The sequence below is a fragment of the Serratia sp. PL7 genome (assembly GCF_945957435.1).
In genome coordinates, this window is the sequence record NZ_CAMFLB010000026.1 from 41,223 (window position 1) to 58,915 (window position 17,693).

Sequence of the window (17,693 nt, forward strand, 5' to 3'; positions counted from 1 at the left end):
CATAAGATGAGCAATTTTCGTGGAGTAGAAAAAGATATTGCGGTTAACCAACTCTTTAAGTTACCGCCCGAGGATGTGATCTCAGACTCTGGTCACTGTGATGAGCTAAATATCTCGTCCATGCTTCACAAACAGCCTTTCGCTGTGGATGAATGCCTCAGGCCTGCAACGGTACAACATCAATTGGTGCTGTTCTGTGGGGAGACTGAACACGGTGAAGTCAGTTTTAATCAGGAACCATGGCGCAAATATTCTAAAAGAAACAATGAATGGTACATAGCTCCAGCAGGGAGAAATGGATCTGCATGGCGTTGGGGGAAAAAGTCATTTTCTTCGAAAGAGTCGCTGATTTATCGAATTTTGTTGCCAGTGAGTTCGTTGGAAGAAGAGGCTCAGGGAATAGACGGTAGAAACACTACGGTAACATTGATACCAAGAATGGGTGTGGTAGATGATTTGATGCTGAAATTGGCCTTTCAGCTACAAGAAGAAATGGCGAGCCCCAGCTTACTAGGAAGCTTATATACTGATGCGATTGCATCACTTCTCTCTCTACATGTTCTGAAAAACCATTCGGAACTCATAGTGAGCAAAGTGAGGTCGGGCGGAGTTTTTTCCTCTGCGAGGAAAGCGACGTTACGAGATTTCATCATGGCCAATTTGCATATGCACATCTCCCTTGATCAGATGGCGACGTTGGTTTCACTCAGCAAGTTTCATTTTTCTCGCGTATTCAAAAATACCTTTGGTATGCCACCGTATAAGTATATTTTCCGTACCAGAATGAATCATTTTGAACAATTGCTTGTCAACACGGATGAACCGTTATATTTACTAGCGGAAAAAGTAGGGTTCGGGCATTCGAATAACGTCATCAGGGCATTTCGGCGTTTTAAAGGGATAACGCCATCGGAATATCGTCGACGTATAAGAAGTAGTGGTTAGGGGACAGCTAATTTCCATCGAATGAGATGTTCTCCCTCAAAAGCCTCAATCCCCAATTGATTTGGGTATGGCTGAGTTGACCTCGATAGTATTCGTGACAAAATAATTCAGTAACCTCATCTGAGTGTAGTGGCGGCTATGGCCTGCCTGGCGATGTGGCTGACGGGGTATATGGCGGAGAAGAAACAACTTCATCGGCATGATCAGGCAAATAGTGGTTAAGGTAGAAGGCTCCTGTCGTATCGGGGGCTTTGCTGGGAGAACTCGCCTCCGCTGCCTAAAAAGAACAGTCCGTCGACACCGGCGTTAATCATGTCGTCAATGAGCGCGGCGGTACCCTGTTTATCTAACTGGCCATCGGCGTTAAAAATGGTGGAGACAGGCGGAATAATCCCCGAGAACTGCGCGGTATGCTGCATGAGGTCTCCTTGCTGACCTATTTTGTTCTACATTATAGAACAACAATCATTAATTTAGCTCTCATGCTATGCCGCGATGCGCGGAGAGGTAAACCGGGAAAAATCATCAAGGGCAATTTTTTAGTTTGGATCACGAAATGATGAAACGAGGTACAAAAGTTGTAGCCCGGAAGCGAGCGCCGCCGGGCGAGGGAAATTAACCCACCAGCATTTTCACAACCACTTTACGCACCTTCGCGGGAGTCCCCACAGCGCACAGCGGCTTACGGATGATTAATCCTATTGCAAAATAACCCGTTTCGCCTGGTTTGCCAGGCTCAGCCACGCGAACTTTTGCAGATATAGTCATACAGGCGCTGGGTGTCCGCCAGTGAACAGAGCCGCGTTCCAAGATTAAGCGTGGCTGCACTGCCCGCTGCGACGCCGAACCGAACCATATCCACCAAGTCTGCCCCGTTCGCCAATTTCAGCACCATCGCGCCTACCATGCTGTCACCGGCCCCGACGGTGCTAAGTTTCTTCACCGGTGGCGGGACTATCTGTATACAGGTGTCACTATCAACGGCGAGAGCTCCTTGAGGGCCTAGTGATACAACAACCCGCTCAGCTCCCCCCTGTTGCACCAACTCCTTAGCGGCAGCTCGCACATCATCAGGATGCTCCAATGACCGCCCGATAAGCGCAGACAGCTCATTCTGATTCGGTTTTACCAAAGCCAGCCCCCCTACATCCAGGCAGGCCTGTAAAGCATCCCCAGAACTGTCGACGATACAGTGCAATCCTATAGCTTGCGCCTGCTTAATCAGGTCGGTTAATTTTGCCAGCGTGGTGCCCGGTGGCAAGCTGCCACTAATCACCAAAATCGAACCATGAGGGATCTTCTGCACCTGCAACAAAATCTGGTCAAACTCGGCATCATTAACCCTTGCCCCTGGCATAACAAAGCGAAACTGTTCACCGCTATTATCCACATGGACATGCAGGTTCTGCCGTGTCCAGTCCTGAGCTTTCAGGGTTTCTGTAACAATGCCTTCCCGATCAAGCAACTCTTTTAAATGCTCGCCCGTTGGCCCGCCAATGGGAAAGATCGCACTGGCTTGCCCACCAAGATAAACAACGGCACGGGCAACATTGATACCACCCCCACCAGGTTCAAAAATGGGGGTGGTGCAGCGTAGTTTCCCTTCAGGGTAGATCCTGGGAGTTGTCGTCGCGCTATCGAGAGAAGGAGAAAGTGTTAAAGTAAAAATCTGAGTCATGATGGTCAAATCCTCTTATTTTGATTTTACTTTGTTGATTTGGTTGAGGAAGAAAAGGGAAAACGGTGGTCATGCACCGAGACTGGGAGCATTTACCCGAGCCAGAATATATCCGTACACCACAAGTATATACCCTTGTTCTCTTAAGCAGCAGGTGGGCGGGAAACGCTGTTTGAAGAGGCGATATCATCATCTCTTTTCGGATCCACCAGGGCATAAAAAAGACGTCGGTTGACGTCTGTTTACTTCGAAATGATCTCGTACAGGAATAAACACTACGGCGTCATCTTATTGGGCTTGGCGGTGTCTACTTGGCGGGCATTTAACTTCATTGGGGTGCCCACTTCGTTGAGCCTGGACATACCACCAGATATACCCCCACATACATGTAGATTTCAGTAGAACCAGGTAGACGTTGGGATACGGTGATATCAGCTGTAATAGGCAGCCTAAGAGTATTTGGTAGATTTTAATAGACGTTGGGAGAAGTAAAAATGGTCCCATTACGACACATCACTCAATGACATCAGGCCAATAAGTAAGAGCATCACTCCCTTGAGGTATTTGATACTCTGACGGGAACAACAAGGCACATTTCGATATACAGACCGAAGTCGCAAATATGTAGTCAAAGAGGATCGTGTTTATGACGCAACGTTACACGCCGGAACAAGCCGAGCGGATGAAAAAAAGGCGATATTGGGTATACGTAGATGGCGAACGTTTCAGCAGCGCAGCGTCAGCGAACAAATACGTGGGCGAGAACATTTTTCATGCCGCGTGGCGTGCCGACCTTATTGCTGAGTCCGGCGGGGAGGCGATGCAGGTCGGTGACAGAACAAAGTCTGTCCGGCGCGGAGATCATAGCGTTGTGCTGGAGCGTCGGGGCGACCTGTCGGATAAATCCGTCCGTGACTACAACGCCGCGCGCAGAAAGTTGTTGAATGCTGGCTGGCGCGACGATGAGCTTGACGAGATGGATAATGGCGAGCTTTATGCGCTATATAAAAGCGAGTTAGAGCGTGAACTGTTATCGGTGCCGCATTTTTCTGGTTTTGAAAGAAAGTACACTCGAGCTGAGATCCGCCCCGCACAGGGACGTTTCAGACGTGCAGTGATATCAAACTGGGAAAACCAGTGTGCTATTACCGGTACACGGCTCGCTCTCGAGGCCGCCCATATCGTTAGTCACGCTAGCGGGGGTAATGCGAGCGTGGAAAACGGAATCTGCCTTGCTGCGGATTTGCATACGCTGCTGGATTCAGGCCACCTGCTTATTCTTGATGGCATCATTCGCCTATCAGATGAAGCAAAAGACGACCTCCGCTATGCGGCACTGGAAGGCACTATGCTGGGAATACCTCGCGTCAAAGTCCGTTTCCCGACACTTTAACCAACATAAATTTAGAACGTAATATCGTCATTCCGTTTCATCTACGATGCATCAAATGTGAAATTTCTACTAAGGAGAGAACATGTATCTGAAGCACATCAGCGCACGCAACTATCGTGCCTTTGGAGATAGTGCATCCGCACCTGCACTCGACTGGGAGCTCAATCCGGGGCTAAACATCCTTGTAGGAGAAAATGATGCAGGAAAGACCTGTATCGTTGATGCTATCCGCCAGGTGCTGCTGACGACCAGTTATGAGAACATCCGTCTCTTCGAGCAAGATTTTCACATTCACGGCGCGATTCGTTCTAATACCCTTTGTATCGAAGCCACTCTGTGTGGGCTAAGTACCGATCAGGAAGCTTCAGTCCTTGAATGGTTGACACTTGGTGAAGACGGAACTTGTTCCCTTATTCTGCATCTTGAGGCACGATTCCACCCCCCCCAGGCAACTAAGCGTTCACGTGTTGAAACAATTGTGCGAACTGGAGTAAATGGCAGTGGGCCAGAAGTGGGTTACGCGGTAAGAGAGCTGGTGCGGGCAACTTACTTAAGGCCCCTACGCGATGCTGAGGCGGAGTTAAGCTCAGGGCGCCAATCACGTCTATCCCAGATTCTTGGAGCCCATAATCTTATTGCTGGCCAAGAAGTAAACGACTTCGATCAGACAATGCCAACTAACATTCCTACACAACTAGTCGGCCTGATGGCGTTCACTCAGCACCACCTTGGTCAACATCAAGTTATCAAAAGTGTAGAGAAGGACATCAATGACAACTACTTAAGCCAATTTGCATTTTCCGGAGATGCAATTCAGTCGCGCATCCGTATCACACCCAATCTAGCGCTTACACCTATTCTAGAGAAATTCGAGCTGTCGCTGCTTCCCGGAGCACACATTGCTCCTGACGCTCGTTGCGCTCGCGGTCTTGGGTATAACAATGCATTGTTTATGGCTACTGAACTGGTGCTGCTGCGAGATGGCGAAGAACTGGGCCTCCTTCTCGTTGAGGAACCAGAGGCGCATCTCCACCCTCAGTTGCAAGAGCGCGTGATGGATCTCCTGAAAGAGCACTCTAACGATGATCAGGCGCATAAGCGGGTTCAGGTTATTATGACGACGCACAGCCCTTCTTTGGTATCAACTGCACGCATTGAAGATATAACACTGGTGCACAAGGCACAGACCTTCCCTTTAGCTGTCGGCAAAACGAAACTAAAGCGTACCGACTACTCTTTCCTTCGCCGTTTTATCGATGCAACCAAAGCGAATCTATTTTTTGCACGCGGTGTCATGATGGTGGAAGGGCCTGCTGAAGCAATCTTGCTACCAGCTATTGCAGAGATGTGTGGTCGCTCATTCTCAAAGCACGGTGTATCACTTGTTAACGTTGGAAATACCGGGCTTTACCATTACGCCCGCATTCTCCAGCGAGAAGGTACCGGCCCGGATATCCCAATACCGGTCGTATGCCTGACAGACCGGGACATTGTGCCTGACGTAGCAAAAAGCTACGTCTCAAAACCCGCTAAGGGTAAGCGCTTCGATTCGGATTATGACGCTGATGAAATGAAGCAAGTAGTGCAAAGCAAAAAGGACCGTGCGGAAGGCGGTAACACGATCGTCTGCGTATCTGATAGGTGGACACTCGAATATGATCTTGCCCACTACGGTTGCGCTAAGCTGATGTACCTCGCCATTTCTCTTGCCGTAAAGGCTAAGTCACGTGATGAAAGGTTAGAAGAAAGCGACGAAGTTGAGACACTTGCAGCGGAAGAAACGAACTGGTTAGCGCTGGAGGCTGCGGGTCACTCCGATGAAGCTCTCGCTGCAATTATTTATCAGCCTCTTCAAGAGAAAAAAGCTTCGAAAGCCATAGCTGCTCAGTATGCAGCTGAGCTGGTTTCTACAGGCGCGTATGGCACGAATGACGAACTGTTCAATAAACTACCTCCATACGTGCAAACTGCACTATCACACCTGACGATAGATCTAAAATCCAAATCCTCTGCGCTGACGGGGGCTGTTACCGGAGCTGCCATATCGACTGGTGCAACTACGGCGGCAGTAACAACAGCCATGTCGGCTAGCTCTACCGTTCCGGCTAACGCGGCAACAAACGGTATCTAGGAGATCATAAATGAGTGCTGTCCATCTCTCTCCAGACGACTTAGTCGAACTGACGACGCTAGCCAGAGACCTGAACTTTGACGATGCTGAACGTCGTTCTGCCCTACTTGAAAACGGATCGCGTGATTTTAATGCAGTACCCGGAAGTGGGAAGACATCGCTGCTTGCAGCAAAACTTTTGTTGCTGGCTAGGAAATGGCCTCATGCACGCCGAGGCATATGTGTTCTAAGTCACACTAACGTTGCTCGCGATGAGATTGCACATCGCCTGGCGGGAACAGTTGAAGGAACCCAGCTTCTGAGCTACCCCCATTTCATTGGTACTATCCATAGCTTCGTCAATCATTTCTTTGCAATGCCCTTACTACGTAGCCTAGGAATGAAGATTGATGTCATTGATGATCAGGTGTTCGCGGACAAAGCTCGCTCCCTACTTCTGACGAGGAAATTTTCAAGCCTTCGCTTTTATCTGGAGAAACAGATGAATGGTGAAGGTATTGCTACTACGCTCTTCTATCGCACGGCAGAGCTTGGAGTGCATGTTGAAAGCGGCAGCCTACCCGCATCGCACACCAAATCATACAATTCATTGATAGAACTAAAAAACATGCTGGCGTGTCAAGGTGTTTTTCGGCATCGTGACATGTTTGCATTTGCTGACCTTGCGCTTCAGACCTGCCCGAGGCTTCTTGATGTTGTCCATCGTCGCTTCCCGATGGTGTTCATCGACGAAATGCAGGATACCTCCTGGGAGCAAGAGTCCTTGTTAAATCGTATTTTCGATGGCCGGTCAGTGATGCAGCGTTTTGGGGATATCGATCAGAAGATTCTCTCTGATGAAGAACAAGCTGAATTACTCACATTCCCACGGGCTGGGTATGGATGTATAAGCACCAGCAAACGGTTCGGTAAATCAATTTCCGATGCTGTAGGGTGTGTCCGTGTCAGTGGCGAGGCTGTTGTTGGTGAGGGCGAAAATTCTAATGCCCCAGTTCTATTACTGTACAAAACGGAGAGTGCTATCAAAGTGGTCGAACACTTTGGTCGAATTGTTATCGACAGACTGAGTGAGGACAACATCGGTTTGCGCGAAGTTAAGGCGATGAGCGCTCGCAAAACCGGTGAGAGCAACGTTGACGCAGGTCGTCATCTCCTTGATTACTGTCCAACCTATGGCGGAGACAAGCTTAGTGCAGGAATACGCTCAGAAAGTTTCTGGAGTCTCATCGGTGACAGTAAAGGGGCTTTGAAAGAAACATCTTTGAGTTCAAGAGTTTCAGACGTTCGCAGAGCGTTATTGATTATTCTGCGTGCATCTGGGGCATCGTGGGCGCAAGACATTCGTGATGCACGAGCGCTTTCACGAGCTGCGAAGGCTGTTACACCCACTGGAACAATTGATAAGTTAACACGGCAGCTCGCATTGTACGGAGAGGAACTTTGTACAGATGGTCAGCGAGATGCACTGACAGAACTGCTCTACACGCAACTTAAGCCATACCTTCCCGAAGAGATAAGCCTTGAAATATTTAAGGGACTGAGCACTTTCGAAGACGCAGGCGAGAGGGGGAGACTAAACACTTCTGCCTCGGCGAGATGTGAAATTAGTTTTCAGGGGAGAAGCCTCGACATTGGACTCGGTACGGTTGCAGGGATGAAAGGCGAAACTCACGCCGCATCTTTAATCCTTGAATCCTACGGTGGGTTTAGTCGTAAGTTCGATGTTGCACTGGGGCTAGAGTATATTGCAGGAACAGCGGCAAAAAAAAATTTCAAAGCTTCCTAAAACTCAACAGGCGCAAATGCGCAACCTTTACGTAGCAATGTCTCGACCAGCGAAATTGTTATGTCTTGCAGCGAACGAAAGCCGAGTTTCGCAGATTTTGCGTGATGCGCTGGTACTTAAAGGATGGCATATAGAATATGTGACTTGAAAAAGTACATGCCAGCATGATGCATCAATTATCTTGATTAAGAAATGCCCGCTTCTTACTCGCAGCGACCGTTTTGTACACGAATGCTGGCAGCGTAGGGCCATACACGGGCATTACAAATAGCACCTTGTATTATCCCAATAAAGCAAAGCAGTGGTTCACAGAACCCTTGTAATACATTCGATTAATATCTAGACATTCAGAAGGTTAGAGCCGCGACAAGGTAGTATTCCGGTCGACCAAGGACGATGTTGTTATCCAAAGATTTCCTTCGGAGCTGGTCTTCTCGATCACATCACGGACTTGAATGTATTGTTGAGTTGTAGAGTTGTAGAGTAAGGAAATAACCCGTCAGAGATTGCTGTGTTATATACAACAATTAAGATTAATTATTGTCATTATTAAAATGCTTCTAAACTGAGAAGCATTTAAGCCAGATGTAATTTGAAAGATATTGTCATAACTAACCGAAAACTGTCAGATCAGCTCTAAGTTAATACATGTTTTCTAAGTGATTTTCAAATAACTGTTTTGAACCCGCCCCATTAAAGAGGCGGTGTTCCTCATAGCATAATACTATTTGGCATTTATCAACTCTAATAATGGAGCATCAGCCACATCATCTGGAATATATGGATCATCGTCATCTAAATTGATACCAATACAATCAACATCATTCAAGCCAATTTCCCATGCCCACCTAACATCTAACGTACTCATTTCTATTCCTAGACTGTCTTTTCGTGGAGAATCAGTAGTAATATTCTTTAACATTGCATCACATCCGAGATAAAATTTTCCGCAGGAATGATAAGCAGCAAGGAATCTATCAAGGTTGACATTGTTATCGGGAGTCATCGTGTTAATTCGGCTGATCATCGTCATTCTTTTAGTCATTGGAGCATTCTTCATATTCTCAGATATCAGTACTCTATAATGAGCTGGTTTTTTAACTGAGATACCTTTGACGATACAAACACGTAATCTGGATTTATTATCTGATAAGCCTACAGATGATATAAGATCTTTAAAAATATCTTCACCCACACCGGAGTCTTTAAATAATAGATATAATCCTGGGTGACATGCTTTGAATTGAACGAAGCCCACCCCTTTCCAGCGTGTCCTATCCCACAGACGAGGTTTGATTAGACTTTGTATGGAATAATCTTTATGTGTTATATTTTCGGAATTAAGTTCCTCTTCAGGCATTCTTCCTTTCCCAAATGTTGGATCATTTATATCCTCGATCTCCAACACTTTCGGAAATTCACTATCCCAGGATTTATCTCTTAGAAGAGGGTAAGTTTTCTTTTCAGCACTTGTGGAATGAATTTTCTTAATTTGTTGATCAATATCATTTCCAAGAACATTTTCAATAGCTTTGATACAGGCACCGAAACTAATTGCTCTGTCGAATGCAGCATCTTCGAATATCATTTTTTCAATGTATTCTGTATTTTTTATAAAAAATAATTCAGGGACAAGATCAAATACTATTTTCTTGAATTCATTGGTGATTTTTCGTTGAGCATCAATTATAAAATCACTTGCATCAAAACCAGAACAATTTATTGTAAGATTTAGTTTTCCACTATTGCTATTTATTTCATGTGATAAGGATAAGTCATCTTCGTCATCTGCTATTACTTCAATAATTAAAAATGCTTCTTTTAGATGGATGTTATCAATCGCACAAGTTGCAAAAGCACTCTCTAAAAGTGATAAGACATTAGTTGAAAACTCTATAAATGGTGACCGATTCGGAAAGTTGATTTCTATGGTGCATCCAAAAATAAAAGATGTATATACTCCTCGTTTGCCATGGTTATCTTTTATGCCTTGACTATTAAATCCTGCATCAAAGTCACGTATTTTTTGCAAAAAATCATTATTATCATAATCTGCAATAACATCGTACTCACGCTCAAAATCTTCAATATAACCTAAAGCATATTTAAGACATCCCGATGATACAAAAAGTCCTAATCTATCCAGTTCATCAGGAATATTACTCTGTAGATTTATTTCCTTTAGATCAGTGTTCAAAATAAGTTGGCTTATGTAAAAATCAATTTGCTGATTTTCTTTATCACCGAACGAGCTATCACTGATATTCTGGTTAATTATTAAAAACAATTCATACCATAAAATGGCATGTGCTAATTTTCCTATTTTTATTTCCGTTAGGCATAAACTATAATAAATCTCAACCTGCTTTAATGATATCTCATCATACTTCCAGTAGTTATCTGTAATCAAAGAAGCGGATAGAAGCAAGCATGAACGTGAACTCCATAGCAACCCAATGGATTCGTAAGCATAAGCTATTGCTTTTAATGCTAATATAAATTTATCTCGTGATTCCTCTTTATAGAGTGGAATAAAAGTTTTTCCTAAATACTTGATTGCCTGATAAGGGTGACCATTTTGAATTCTCTTTATGCCTCTTCGTAGATTTAATAATGCCCCTTTAACTTCACCGCCTCTAAGAGCGGATTGCTCAGTCATATAGTCTAATAAATTCTCATATGCATCAACCTCGAAAAAAATGTCATCTAGTTCGTTCAAAAGTTGGAAGTTTTTCTCAAAAGGATAGCCTATTAAATTTCCACTACTTTTAAAAATTTCATGTAACTCTTCAAATACAACCGAAGCATCTTCTACATCTGAAAACGTTGTCATTTTATAAATGGCTTTGTGAGTTCTCGCTGTAAGTGCATTACTGGGACGAGATTCATCGTCAGCTATCTCATCTAGTTTAGCGAGCATATTACGTTCGATATTCTCAATGTCGATTGTAGATGTTGCGTTGTTAAGTCTAATATAACTTTTATGGACTGTTACTAAGTTTAAAACTTTCTCCCATTTTGAGGAGTTAGTTGATGATGCTATACATTCATACGCTAATTGAAGATTTTCTTCGAAAAGGTTAAAATCTTCCATCCAAAAATGGGCCTTCCAAGCGTATTGATAATACGCATCCAGCAATTGTTGGTTTGTACCAAATTTTTTTGAGATTTTTATAGCTCTTTCAAATAGACCTTGTGTTTCAATTATCGCTTTTTCAAGCTCAGCGCTTAACTCTGCAACTTCTAAGAAAAAGTCCACTTGCTCATATGAAATTCCAGCAGGGTTTATTTTTCCTCTAATATACTCGGTTAGTTCTTCATATTTTTTTTGCTTCTTATAATCATTTTCTCCAAAAATAACTTCTCTATTATATTGTGTTGGAACCGATAATGTATCAATGACCAATTGCTCGAAATGATTTTTGTAGATTTGATCTAGTATCCAATTAATATCTAATATACGGACATCTATTCCTGTTTGTGCTTTTAAGGTATCTTCAACCTCTGAACGAATATTTGACTTAGCCGATTGATTTGTTACGCAAAATATTTTTTTATAACCACGAGCTGTTTCTTTTATTTTAAGCACATCTTCATGACATTTTTTCTTCCAGTCTTTACGTGTACTTACCGCAAAGGCCCAGCGTTCTTTATTTGATGTTTCATTAACACCTTCGAACCAAAGAAGCTTATTTTGTTCCGAAACAGGGAATGTTTGTGTGTCAGTTTTACCATCCCCCCCAGCTACAGGACCTGTCTGTTCAAGGAGATTAGGGCAAATTATTTTCTCACATATTCTTTTAGCAAAATCTTCGAATTGTAATTCTTGATTTCTTGTATTTAGAGTAGAAAGAAAATGCTCAAGTACAACTCTATCTAAAGACCCTGTCTCTCGGATCGTTGAATCAGAAAATTTTTCAGGGCGACGACGCTTTAGAAATTCTTTAGATGAAAATTTGGCTTCCTGTACTTTCATGATTGTTATGCTCCATTTGTCACCGACATCAAAACCTTGTGTTTATTCACTGGAGTTATTATTCATACTGTTTTTTTGAATAAAACACCAGTAGTGTGCTATGTTCAGACAAGCTAGCTATGTAATCACTATACCACTGCATCATTTCTCGCCTCCCTTCCAAATACTGTGCATGGTTGTAAGCCCCACGAACCGCGTTTTAATCCACATGTGCAAGCTGTGACCCAATTTACGTCGAGCTACAGCATTGCTTATAGCGATAGATGCTCATCCTGCAGCTGCAGAAAATTTATGCCTTTTTACGAATATTTACTGCGATTCCCCTAGCCGCCAACCCATCCACATATTCCCCATACCACTGCAACATCTCCCTACGCTGCTCCAAGTACTGCGCATGGTTGTATGTGCCACGAATGGTATTCTTATCCACATGAGCCAGCTGTAACTCAATCCACGCCGTGTTATAGCCTTGTTCATGCAAGATAGTACTCATCGTGTGCCTGAAGCCATGACCTGTCGCCTTCCCGTGATACCCAATCCTTTTTAGTACCTGATTGATACTCGCTTCGCTCATTGGCTTGGTGATGTCGTTACGCCCAGGAAATACAAGGTTATAACGGCCCGTCACTGCCTGGATCTCTCGCAGTGCTGCCACAACTTGATCAGATAGTGGTACAAGGTGAGGACGGCGCATCTTCATCCTTTCAACCGGTACTTCCCAAACTCGCTTGTCGAAATCAAACTCTTTCCATTCAGCCATGCGAAGTTCAATAGTACGAACTCCCGTTAACATCAGAATTTTTGTTGCTAGCCGAGTTATTGGGCTACCCGAATAAGCGGCGAGAGCCTCTAAGAAGGCAGGAAGTTCATCCGCTAACAGATGAGGGTAGTGCACAGATTTTGGCGGGGTTAACTCACTTGCCAGCTCTGAGGCAGGGTTAGTTTCAGCCCGACCGGTGACAATTGCATAGCGAAAGACTTGGTTACAGGCTTGGCGGATTTTGCGAAGCTTATCGAGGACACCACGTTTTTCGAGTTTACGAAGTGAACTGAGGATCTCCAGAGGCTTGATCTCTGCAACTGGGCGCTTACCTATATCAGGGAAGATATCGTTTTCAAACGCTTCCATAATGTCTTCAGCGTAACCCTTCGACCAGTTTGGACGTTTGTACTCATGCCATTCCAGAGCGATCGCTTTGAAGGTATTTTCCACTGTCGCTTTACGAGCTTGTTTCTCAACCTTTTTCTGTTCACTGGGGTCGATAGCGTTAGCGACTTGCCGCTTAGCTTCATCTCTCCGCTGCCTGGCTTCAGATAACGAAATCTCAGGATAGATACCCAACGCCAGCATCTTTTGTTTACCGTCGAAGCGGTACTGCAAGCGCCAGTATTTAGATCCATTGGGATGAACCATTAAATGCATTCCTTCGCCATCGGTAAGCTTGTAAGGCTTATCTGTGGGCTTTGCACTTCTTACCTTTACATCGGTTAACGCCATTTGAGGCCCTCCGTTGCTGGCTGTTGGTACAGGATTTCATTGAACGGGGATGTACCATCACATATACCAACAGATACTACTTGATGCAGGTAGATGTAGGTAGAGTCAGAGAGAATTTCGATGCGCTAAAATTAGCCAACTTACTGAATTTCAAGCATAAAAAAAGACGTCGGTTGACGTCTGTTTACTTCGAAATGGTACGCCCTACAGGGCTCGAACCTGTGACCTACGGCTTAGAAGGCCGTTGCTCTATCCAACTGAGCTAAGGGCGCATTGAAATGCGGATGCGGCAACCGAGGTTGCGGAGTTGGATTATACGGTCAGAGGTTATTGAGTCAATGCCTTTTGACTCTGTGGTGGTGGCAGAGGTGCTTTATGGCGATTTTTCGCACACAAAAGCTATGATAAGTCACCCTAACGCGATGATCTGGCTACGCTAATCCCCTGCCACAATACCGTCTCATCAACCCCTTGTGGTTCAACCGTGGGTACCAATGGGCGCGGGTTTGCCCTCTGCCCTGCTTTTTGCGACATACAGGCACGTGCCGATCGCACCACGGCGTTGATATCCCCCCAATCGGCCTGCGGGGCATTTAGCACATTACAGGTCTGCGCCAGCATTGCCCTAGGCAACTCACTGGCTGCCAAGGTATTCATCGATGCCTGACAAAGTGGCGTAGCAAGCAGCAATACCAGCACTAAAGGAACGCTACGCATCATTGGTGGCCCCTTTTGTACCACTGCGCCATACGCTGACTCCAGGAAGGGCGGCCCTCCTTCGGCTTACAAAGCCGATGTAATGCCTGCAACAACGCCACCTGCGCCGGATGCAGGGAGGAATCAAACACCGTTTCACCAATATGCCGCTGTTCATCTGCTGGATGTCCACCAGGTTGATGCAATGGATAGAGCCGAGTAATCGTCTGCATGATCCTGCCTCCATAGACCCCAAACGCCAGGGGCAATGAGTAAAGCCTAAAAGACTGGAGGTAAAAAAAGCGTAGAGGATCATTCCGTTGGTGTAAAAAATGTATAAACCGCTACGCAATCGTGTGCTTATTCTCTGCATTAACCCGATCGAAAGCCTGACAGCGCGCCTCTCTTCTGCCAAAATAGCGCCATCCCCCGCTTTTCTTAAATGATGGATTTCCTCACTGATGGCAGCAAAGATTATTGATGGCAAAACGATTGCGCAGCAGGTTAGAAACGAAGTGGCTGAGCAAGTGAAACAACGTCTGGCGGCCGGCAAGCGTGCGCCGGGCCTGGCGGTGGTACTGGTTGGTGAGAATCCGGCTTCGCAGATTTATGTCGCCAGCAAGCGCAAGGCCTGTGAGGAAGTGGGCTTTATTTCCCGCTCTTACGATCTGCCCGCCTCCACCACCGAGCCTGAACTGCTGGCGCTGATCGACAAATTAAACGCCGATAAAGAAATTGACGGCATTCTGGTGCAGCTCCCCTTGCCAGCAGGCATTGATAACGTGAAGGTGCTGGAGCGCATCAGCCCGGATAAAGACGTAGACGGTTTCCATCCTTACAACGTCGGCCGCCTGTGTCAGCGCGCACCTAAACTGCGCCCTTGTACCCCACGCGGCATTGTCACCCTGTTGGAACGCTATAACATCGATACCTATGGCCTGAACGCCGTGGTGGTGGGTGCCTCCAACATCGTTGGTCGCCCGATGAGTATGGAGCTGTTGCTGGCCGGGTGTACCACCACCGTCACGCACCGCTTTACCAAAAACCTGCGTCACCACGTCGAAAATGCCGATCTGTTGATCGTTGCCGTGGGCAAACCTGGGTTTATCCCAGGAGATTGGATCAAACCGGGTGCGATCGTGATCGATGTCGGCATCAACCGCTTGGAAAGTGGTAAAGTAGTCGGCGACGTAGACTTCGAAGCCGCAAGCGAACGTGCGGCCTTCATTACTCCGGTTCCAGGTGGCGTCGGCCCGATGACCGTTGCTACACTGATCCAAAATACCTTGCAAGCCTGCGAGGAATTTCACGACGTTCAACCTAACTAAGTTAAGGCAGTATGGAAATTTTTAATCTGGAAGGTCACCCTCATGTCGAACTGTGCGATCTGCTGAAGTTCCAGGGCTGGTGTGACAGCGGCGGTGCCGCGAAAGAAGTGATCGCCGAAGGGCAGGTCAAAGTAAACGGTCAGGTCGAAACGCGTAAGCGCTGCAAGATCGTTGATGGCCAGAAGGTCAGCTACAAAGGCATGAACGTCACGGTTAAAGCCTGATTGTTCAAGCGCCAGCAAAAAAATGCCGGGTCGGCTAAGCTACCCGGCATTTTTGATCCACTCAAACCCGCTAATGCTCCAATGCGACGAAGCACACGTGTTGCATAGCGCGCAGTGAGCCATACAGTTCGTCCAGGGTCGTCCTTTTCCTTACCGTCAGCTTAAAGTTAACTTCAATCTTGTGTTTTTTGACGTCACGTATGGTCATTGCATCAATCAGGTTTCTCTGCTGATTAAGCTGGGCCATCAAGCTGGCTAGCCCTGCCTGCTCATCAAGTATCAGCCGTACTTTGACCTTCCCCAGATATTGATTCCTCGATTGCAGCAGGAAAATATAGGGGCTGATCTTTATCGCCAGTAAAAACAGTGCGGTAGCCAAGAGTGCGTGCAAATAAAAACTGGCACCACAGGCAATCCCCACTCCCGCCGATGCCCACACGATCGCGGCGGTCGTCAGACCGGAAATGGCGTCATCACGCCGGTGCAAAATCACCCCAGCGCCCAGGAAGCCCACCCCACTGATAATTTGTGCGGCCAACCGCATGGGATCGCTGCGAATATTGACGGAGATCTCGGCGTAATACTCTGCAGACTGAATCGACACCACCGTTAATACGCAGCTGGCGACGGCAATGATCACGCAGGTTTTAAACCCAACGGGCTTGCCCTTGGATTCACGTTCCAGACCAATCACGCCCCCCAGAACAAACGCCGCGACTATCTTGCCTACCGTCGCCAGATGGAGCGGCCCCAACCCGCCCAGCACCGATAACCAGCTGTCCATGTTGCTTCCTATTGCTTCGCGGGTTTCATTGCCGCCGGTGTTTTCTGTTTAGAAAGATCGTCCTTGAAGAAAATAAAGAAGAAGACCGAAACAACACCGGCGATAATCGCCGAGAACAGCCAGAAGCTTTCCCACTGCGGTAACGCCTGTGGCCCCTGCTCCGTCACCGTGCTGTTGAAGATCTGGCCGCAAATGGTGGACGCGAACAGCAAGCCAAAACCATTGGAGACGATAAAGCGCAGACTCTGGGCCTGGGCTTTGATTTCGGGCCGTGCTTTACGGTCAACATAGATATCCCCCACCGTAAAGAAGAAGTCCCAGCAGAAGCCTTGCAGCATCAGGCCAATCAGGACAAACGTCATGTTGGCGTCAAGCGCAGCCTGAGAGAACAGCACCGAGCGGATGATCCAGCACACCGCGCCCATCATCAACGTCACCTTGAAGCCCGCTTTCAGTAGGAAGAACGAAAGCAGGAACATAAACACCACTTCGCAGGCGATCCCTACCTGCATCATGGAGGCGGCGTTATCAAACCCGAGCGCTTTGAGGAATACCGGAATATAGGCGGAATAGGCCGTTTTGGGGATCATCAACACAAAGATGCTCAGCATCAGAATGGAGAAGTTACGATCTTTAAATAGCGACAGCGCATCCAGGCACAGCAGATCGCGCAGGGTGAAGGTGCTGCCCTTGGCCTTCGGCGGTGTATCCGGCAAAGTAAAGCAGTACAGCCCCAATGCCACCCCAGCGGCCGAAGCAATGTACCAGGTCATGGTATCGCCGGAATATCCCATCTGCCCGATGATGAAACCTATCGCCATAAAACCGAAGGTGCCAAACACGCGGATCACCGGGAAATACTTCACGCCGTTGATATGGCTAAAGCTGATGCTGTTGGCCAGCGCGGTAGTCGGATAGAACAGCAACCCGACCAGGAAGATCATCACCAGCGTCATGGTGGTGTCCTGCGCCTCGATAAACTGTGGCACACAAAGGATCACCCCGGCGTTGATCAGGTGCAGGATCGCCATGACTTTCTGCGAAGCAAAGAAGCGGTCTGCGACCATGCCGATAAACAGCGGCGAGAGTATGGTTGCCAATCCCAGCAGCGCATAAGATGAACCGATAATGGCGGCCATGCCGTAGGTGCTCAGCACCAGGCCCATCGTCATATTCCAGGCACCCTGCATGAAATACTGCACAAACATCATGATCAGCAGGCGAGGAGTCTTGTTAAAGTCCATGAGTTCTCCC

At 46.7% G+C, this 17,693-nt stretch carries 13 protein-coding genes, 1 tRNA gene and 1 pseudogene; 6 read left to right on the forward strand and 9 right to left on the reverse strand.

The genetic code is table 11. The features are described 5' to 3' along the window. Positions 1-6 precede the first annotated feature (6 nt). Positions 7-945, forward strand: a complete 939-nt coding sequence (locus tag N6G83_RS45125) for a helix-turn-helix domain-containing protein (protein WP_211136533.1) — start codon at positions 7-9, stop codon at positions 943-945. Between the two features lie 254 nt (positions 946-1,199). Here the strand turns inward: N6G83_RS45125 and N6G83_RS45130 are convergent. Beyond that, positions 1,200-1,364: pseudogene (locus N6G83_RS45130) on the reverse strand (dihydrodipicolinate synthase family protein); the annotation flags it as partial. Between the two features lie 317 nt (positions 1,365-1,681). Further along, positions 1,682-2,623: a 6-phosphofructokinase II gene (gene pfkB, locus N6G83_RS45135; protein WP_161738663.1), complete on the reverse strand. Its 942-nt coding sequence runs from the start codon at positions 2,621-2,623 to the stop codon at positions 1,682-1,684. Positions 2,624-3,269: 646 nt separating this feature from the next. Between pfkB and N6G83_RS45140 the strand changes: the two genes are divergently transcribed. The 3 genes from N6G83_RS45140 (at position 3,270) to N6G83_RS45150 (ending at position 7,933) form a co-directional block, all read left to right on the forward strand. After that, complete coding sequence (locus N6G83_RS45140; RefSeq protein WP_211136534.1) at positions 3,270-4,016, forward strand: HNH endonuclease signature motif containing protein; 747 nt, start codon at positions 3,270-3,272, stop codon at positions 4,014-4,016. Between the two features lie 82 nt (positions 4,017-4,098). Continuing rightward, a complete protein-coding gene (locus tag N6G83_RS45145) occupies positions 4,099-6,147 on the forward strand; it encodes an ATP-dependent endonuclease (RefSeq protein WP_211136535.1) in 2,049 nt (682 codons plus the stop codon). Positions 6,148-6,157: 10 nt separating this feature from the next. Beyond that, the gene (locus N6G83_RS45150; protein WP_211136536.1) at positions 6,158-7,933 is read left to right on the forward strand and encodes a UvrD-helicase domain-containing protein; all 1,776 of its coding nucleotides are present in this window, start codon (positions 6,158-6,160) and stop codon (positions 7,931-7,933) included. Positions 7,934-8,657: 724 nt separating this feature from the next. Here N6G83_RS45150 and N6G83_RS45155 read toward each other — a convergent pair. The 5 genes from N6G83_RS45155 to N6G83_RS45180 form a co-directional block, all read right to left on the reverse strand. After that, the gene (locus N6G83_RS45155) at positions 8,658-11,909 is read right to left on the reverse strand and encodes a hypothetical protein (RefSeq protein WP_260524184.1); all 3,252 of its coding nucleotides are present in this window, start codon (positions 11,907-11,909) and stop codon (positions 8,658-8,660) included. A 289-nt stretch (positions 11,910-12,198) separates the two neighbouring features. Further along, on the reverse strand, positions 12,199-13,407 hold the full coding sequence (locus tag N6G83_RS45165) for a tyrosine-type recombinase/integrase (RefSeq protein WP_211136364.1): 1,209 nt from the start codon (positions 13,405-13,407) through the stop codon (positions 12,199-12,201). A gap of 195 nt (positions 13,408-13,602) precedes the next feature. Further along, positions 13,603-13,679, reverse strand: a tRNA-Arg gene (locus N6G83_RS45170). Between the two features lie 142 nt (positions 13,680-13,821). Further along, on the reverse strand, positions 13,822-14,127 hold the full coding sequence (locus N6G83_RS45175) for a hypothetical protein (RefSeq protein WP_211136365.1): 306 nt from the start codon (positions 14,125-14,127) through the stop codon (positions 13,822-13,824). Beyond that, positions 14,124-14,336: a hypothetical protein gene (locus N6G83_RS45180; RefSeq protein WP_074027797.1), complete on the reverse strand. Its 213-nt coding sequence runs from the start codon at positions 14,334-14,336 to the stop codon at positions 14,124-14,126. The genes N6G83_RS45175 and N6G83_RS45180 overlap by 4 nt, the downstream gene beginning before the upstream one ends. Before the next feature lie 228 nt (positions 14,337-14,564). Here N6G83_RS45180 and folD point away from each other — a divergent pair, with 228 nt between their 5' ends. Then, entirely contained in the window at positions 14,565-15,431 is an 867-nt protein-coding gene (gene folD, locus N6G83_RS45185; protein WP_021805409.1) for a bifunctional methylenetetrahydrofolate dehydrogenase/methenyltetrahydrofolate cyclohydrolase FolD, read from the forward strand. Positions 15,432-15,442: 11 nt separating this feature from the next. After that, positions 15,443-15,655, forward strand: a complete 213-nt coding sequence (ybcJ, locus tag N6G83_RS45190) for a ribosome-associated protein YbcJ (protein WP_021180059.1) — start codon at positions 15,443-15,445, stop codon at positions 15,653-15,655. A 70-nt stretch (positions 15,656-15,725) separates the two neighbouring features. On the opposite strand, the gene N6G83_RS45195 is transcribed toward ybcJ, so the two are convergent. Together N6G83_RS45195 and N6G83_RS45200 are read right to left on the reverse strand one after the other, a co-directional pair. Then, positions 15,726-16,439, reverse strand: a complete 714-nt coding sequence (locus N6G83_RS45195; RefSeq protein WP_024528450.1) for an MgtC/SapB family protein — start codon at positions 16,437-16,439, stop codon at positions 15,726-15,728. 8 nt (positions 16,440-16,447) lie between these two features. Further along, a complete protein-coding gene (locus N6G83_RS45200) occupies positions 16,448-17,683 on the reverse strand; it encodes an MFS transporter (RefSeq protein ID WP_024528449.1) in 1,236 nt (411 codons plus the stop codon). Positions 17,684-17,693: the final 10 nt, after the last annotated feature.

What these genes read in the sequence shown, in the direction of transcription:
- N6G83_RS45125 (WP_211136533.1), top strand. Translation starts at nt 7, where the DNA reads ATGAGCAATTTTCGTGGAGTAGAAAAAGATATTGCGGTTAACCAACTC.
- pfkB (WP_161738663.1), bottom strand. Translation starts at nt 2,623, where the DNA reads ATGACTCAGATTTTTACTTTAACACTTTCTCCTTCTCTCGATAGCGCG.
- N6G83_RS45140 (WP_211136534.1), top strand. Translation starts at nt 3,270, where the DNA reads ATGACGCAACGTTACACGCCGGAACAAGCCGAGCGGATGAAAAAAAGG.
- N6G83_RS45145 (WP_211136535.1), top strand. Translation starts at nt 4,099, where the DNA reads ATGTATCTGAAGCACATCAGCGCACGCAACTATCGTGCCTTTGGAGAT.
- N6G83_RS45150 (WP_211136536.1), top strand. Translation starts at nt 6,158, where the DNA reads ATGAGTGCTGTCCATCTCTCTCCAGACGACTTAGTCGAACTGACGACG.
- N6G83_RS45155 (WP_260524184.1), bottom strand. Translation starts at nt 11,909, where the DNA reads ATGAAAGTACAGGAAGCCAAATTTTCATCTAAAGAATTTCTAAAGCGT.
- N6G83_RS45165 (WP_211136364.1), bottom strand. Translation starts at nt 13,407, where the DNA reads ATGGCGTTAACCGATGTAAAGGTAAGAAGTGCAAAGCCCACAGATAAG.
- N6G83_RS45175 (WP_211136365.1), bottom strand. Translation starts at nt 14,127, where the DNA reads ATGATGCGTAGCGTTCCTTTAGTGCTGGTATTGCTGCTTGCTACGCCA.
- N6G83_RS45180 (WP_074027797.1), bottom strand. Translation starts at nt 14,336, where the DNA reads ATGCAGACGATTACTCGGCTCTATCCATTGCATCAACCTGGTGGACAT.
- folD (WP_021805409.1), top strand. Translation starts at nt 14,565, where the DNA reads ATGGCAGCAAAGATTATTGATGGCAAAACGATTGCGCAGCAGGTTAGA.
- ybcJ (WP_021180059.1), top strand. Translation starts at nt 15,443, where the DNA reads ATGGAAATTTTTAATCTGGAAGGTCACCCTCATGTCGAACTGTGCGAT.
- N6G83_RS45195 (WP_024528450.1), bottom strand. Translation starts at nt 16,439, where the DNA reads ATGGACAGCTGGTTATCGGTGCTGGGCGGGTTGGGGCCGCTCCATCTG.
- N6G83_RS45200 (WP_024528449.1), bottom strand. Translation starts at nt 17,683, where the DNA reads ATGGACTTTAACAAGACTCCTCGCCTGCTGATCATGATGTTTGTGCAG.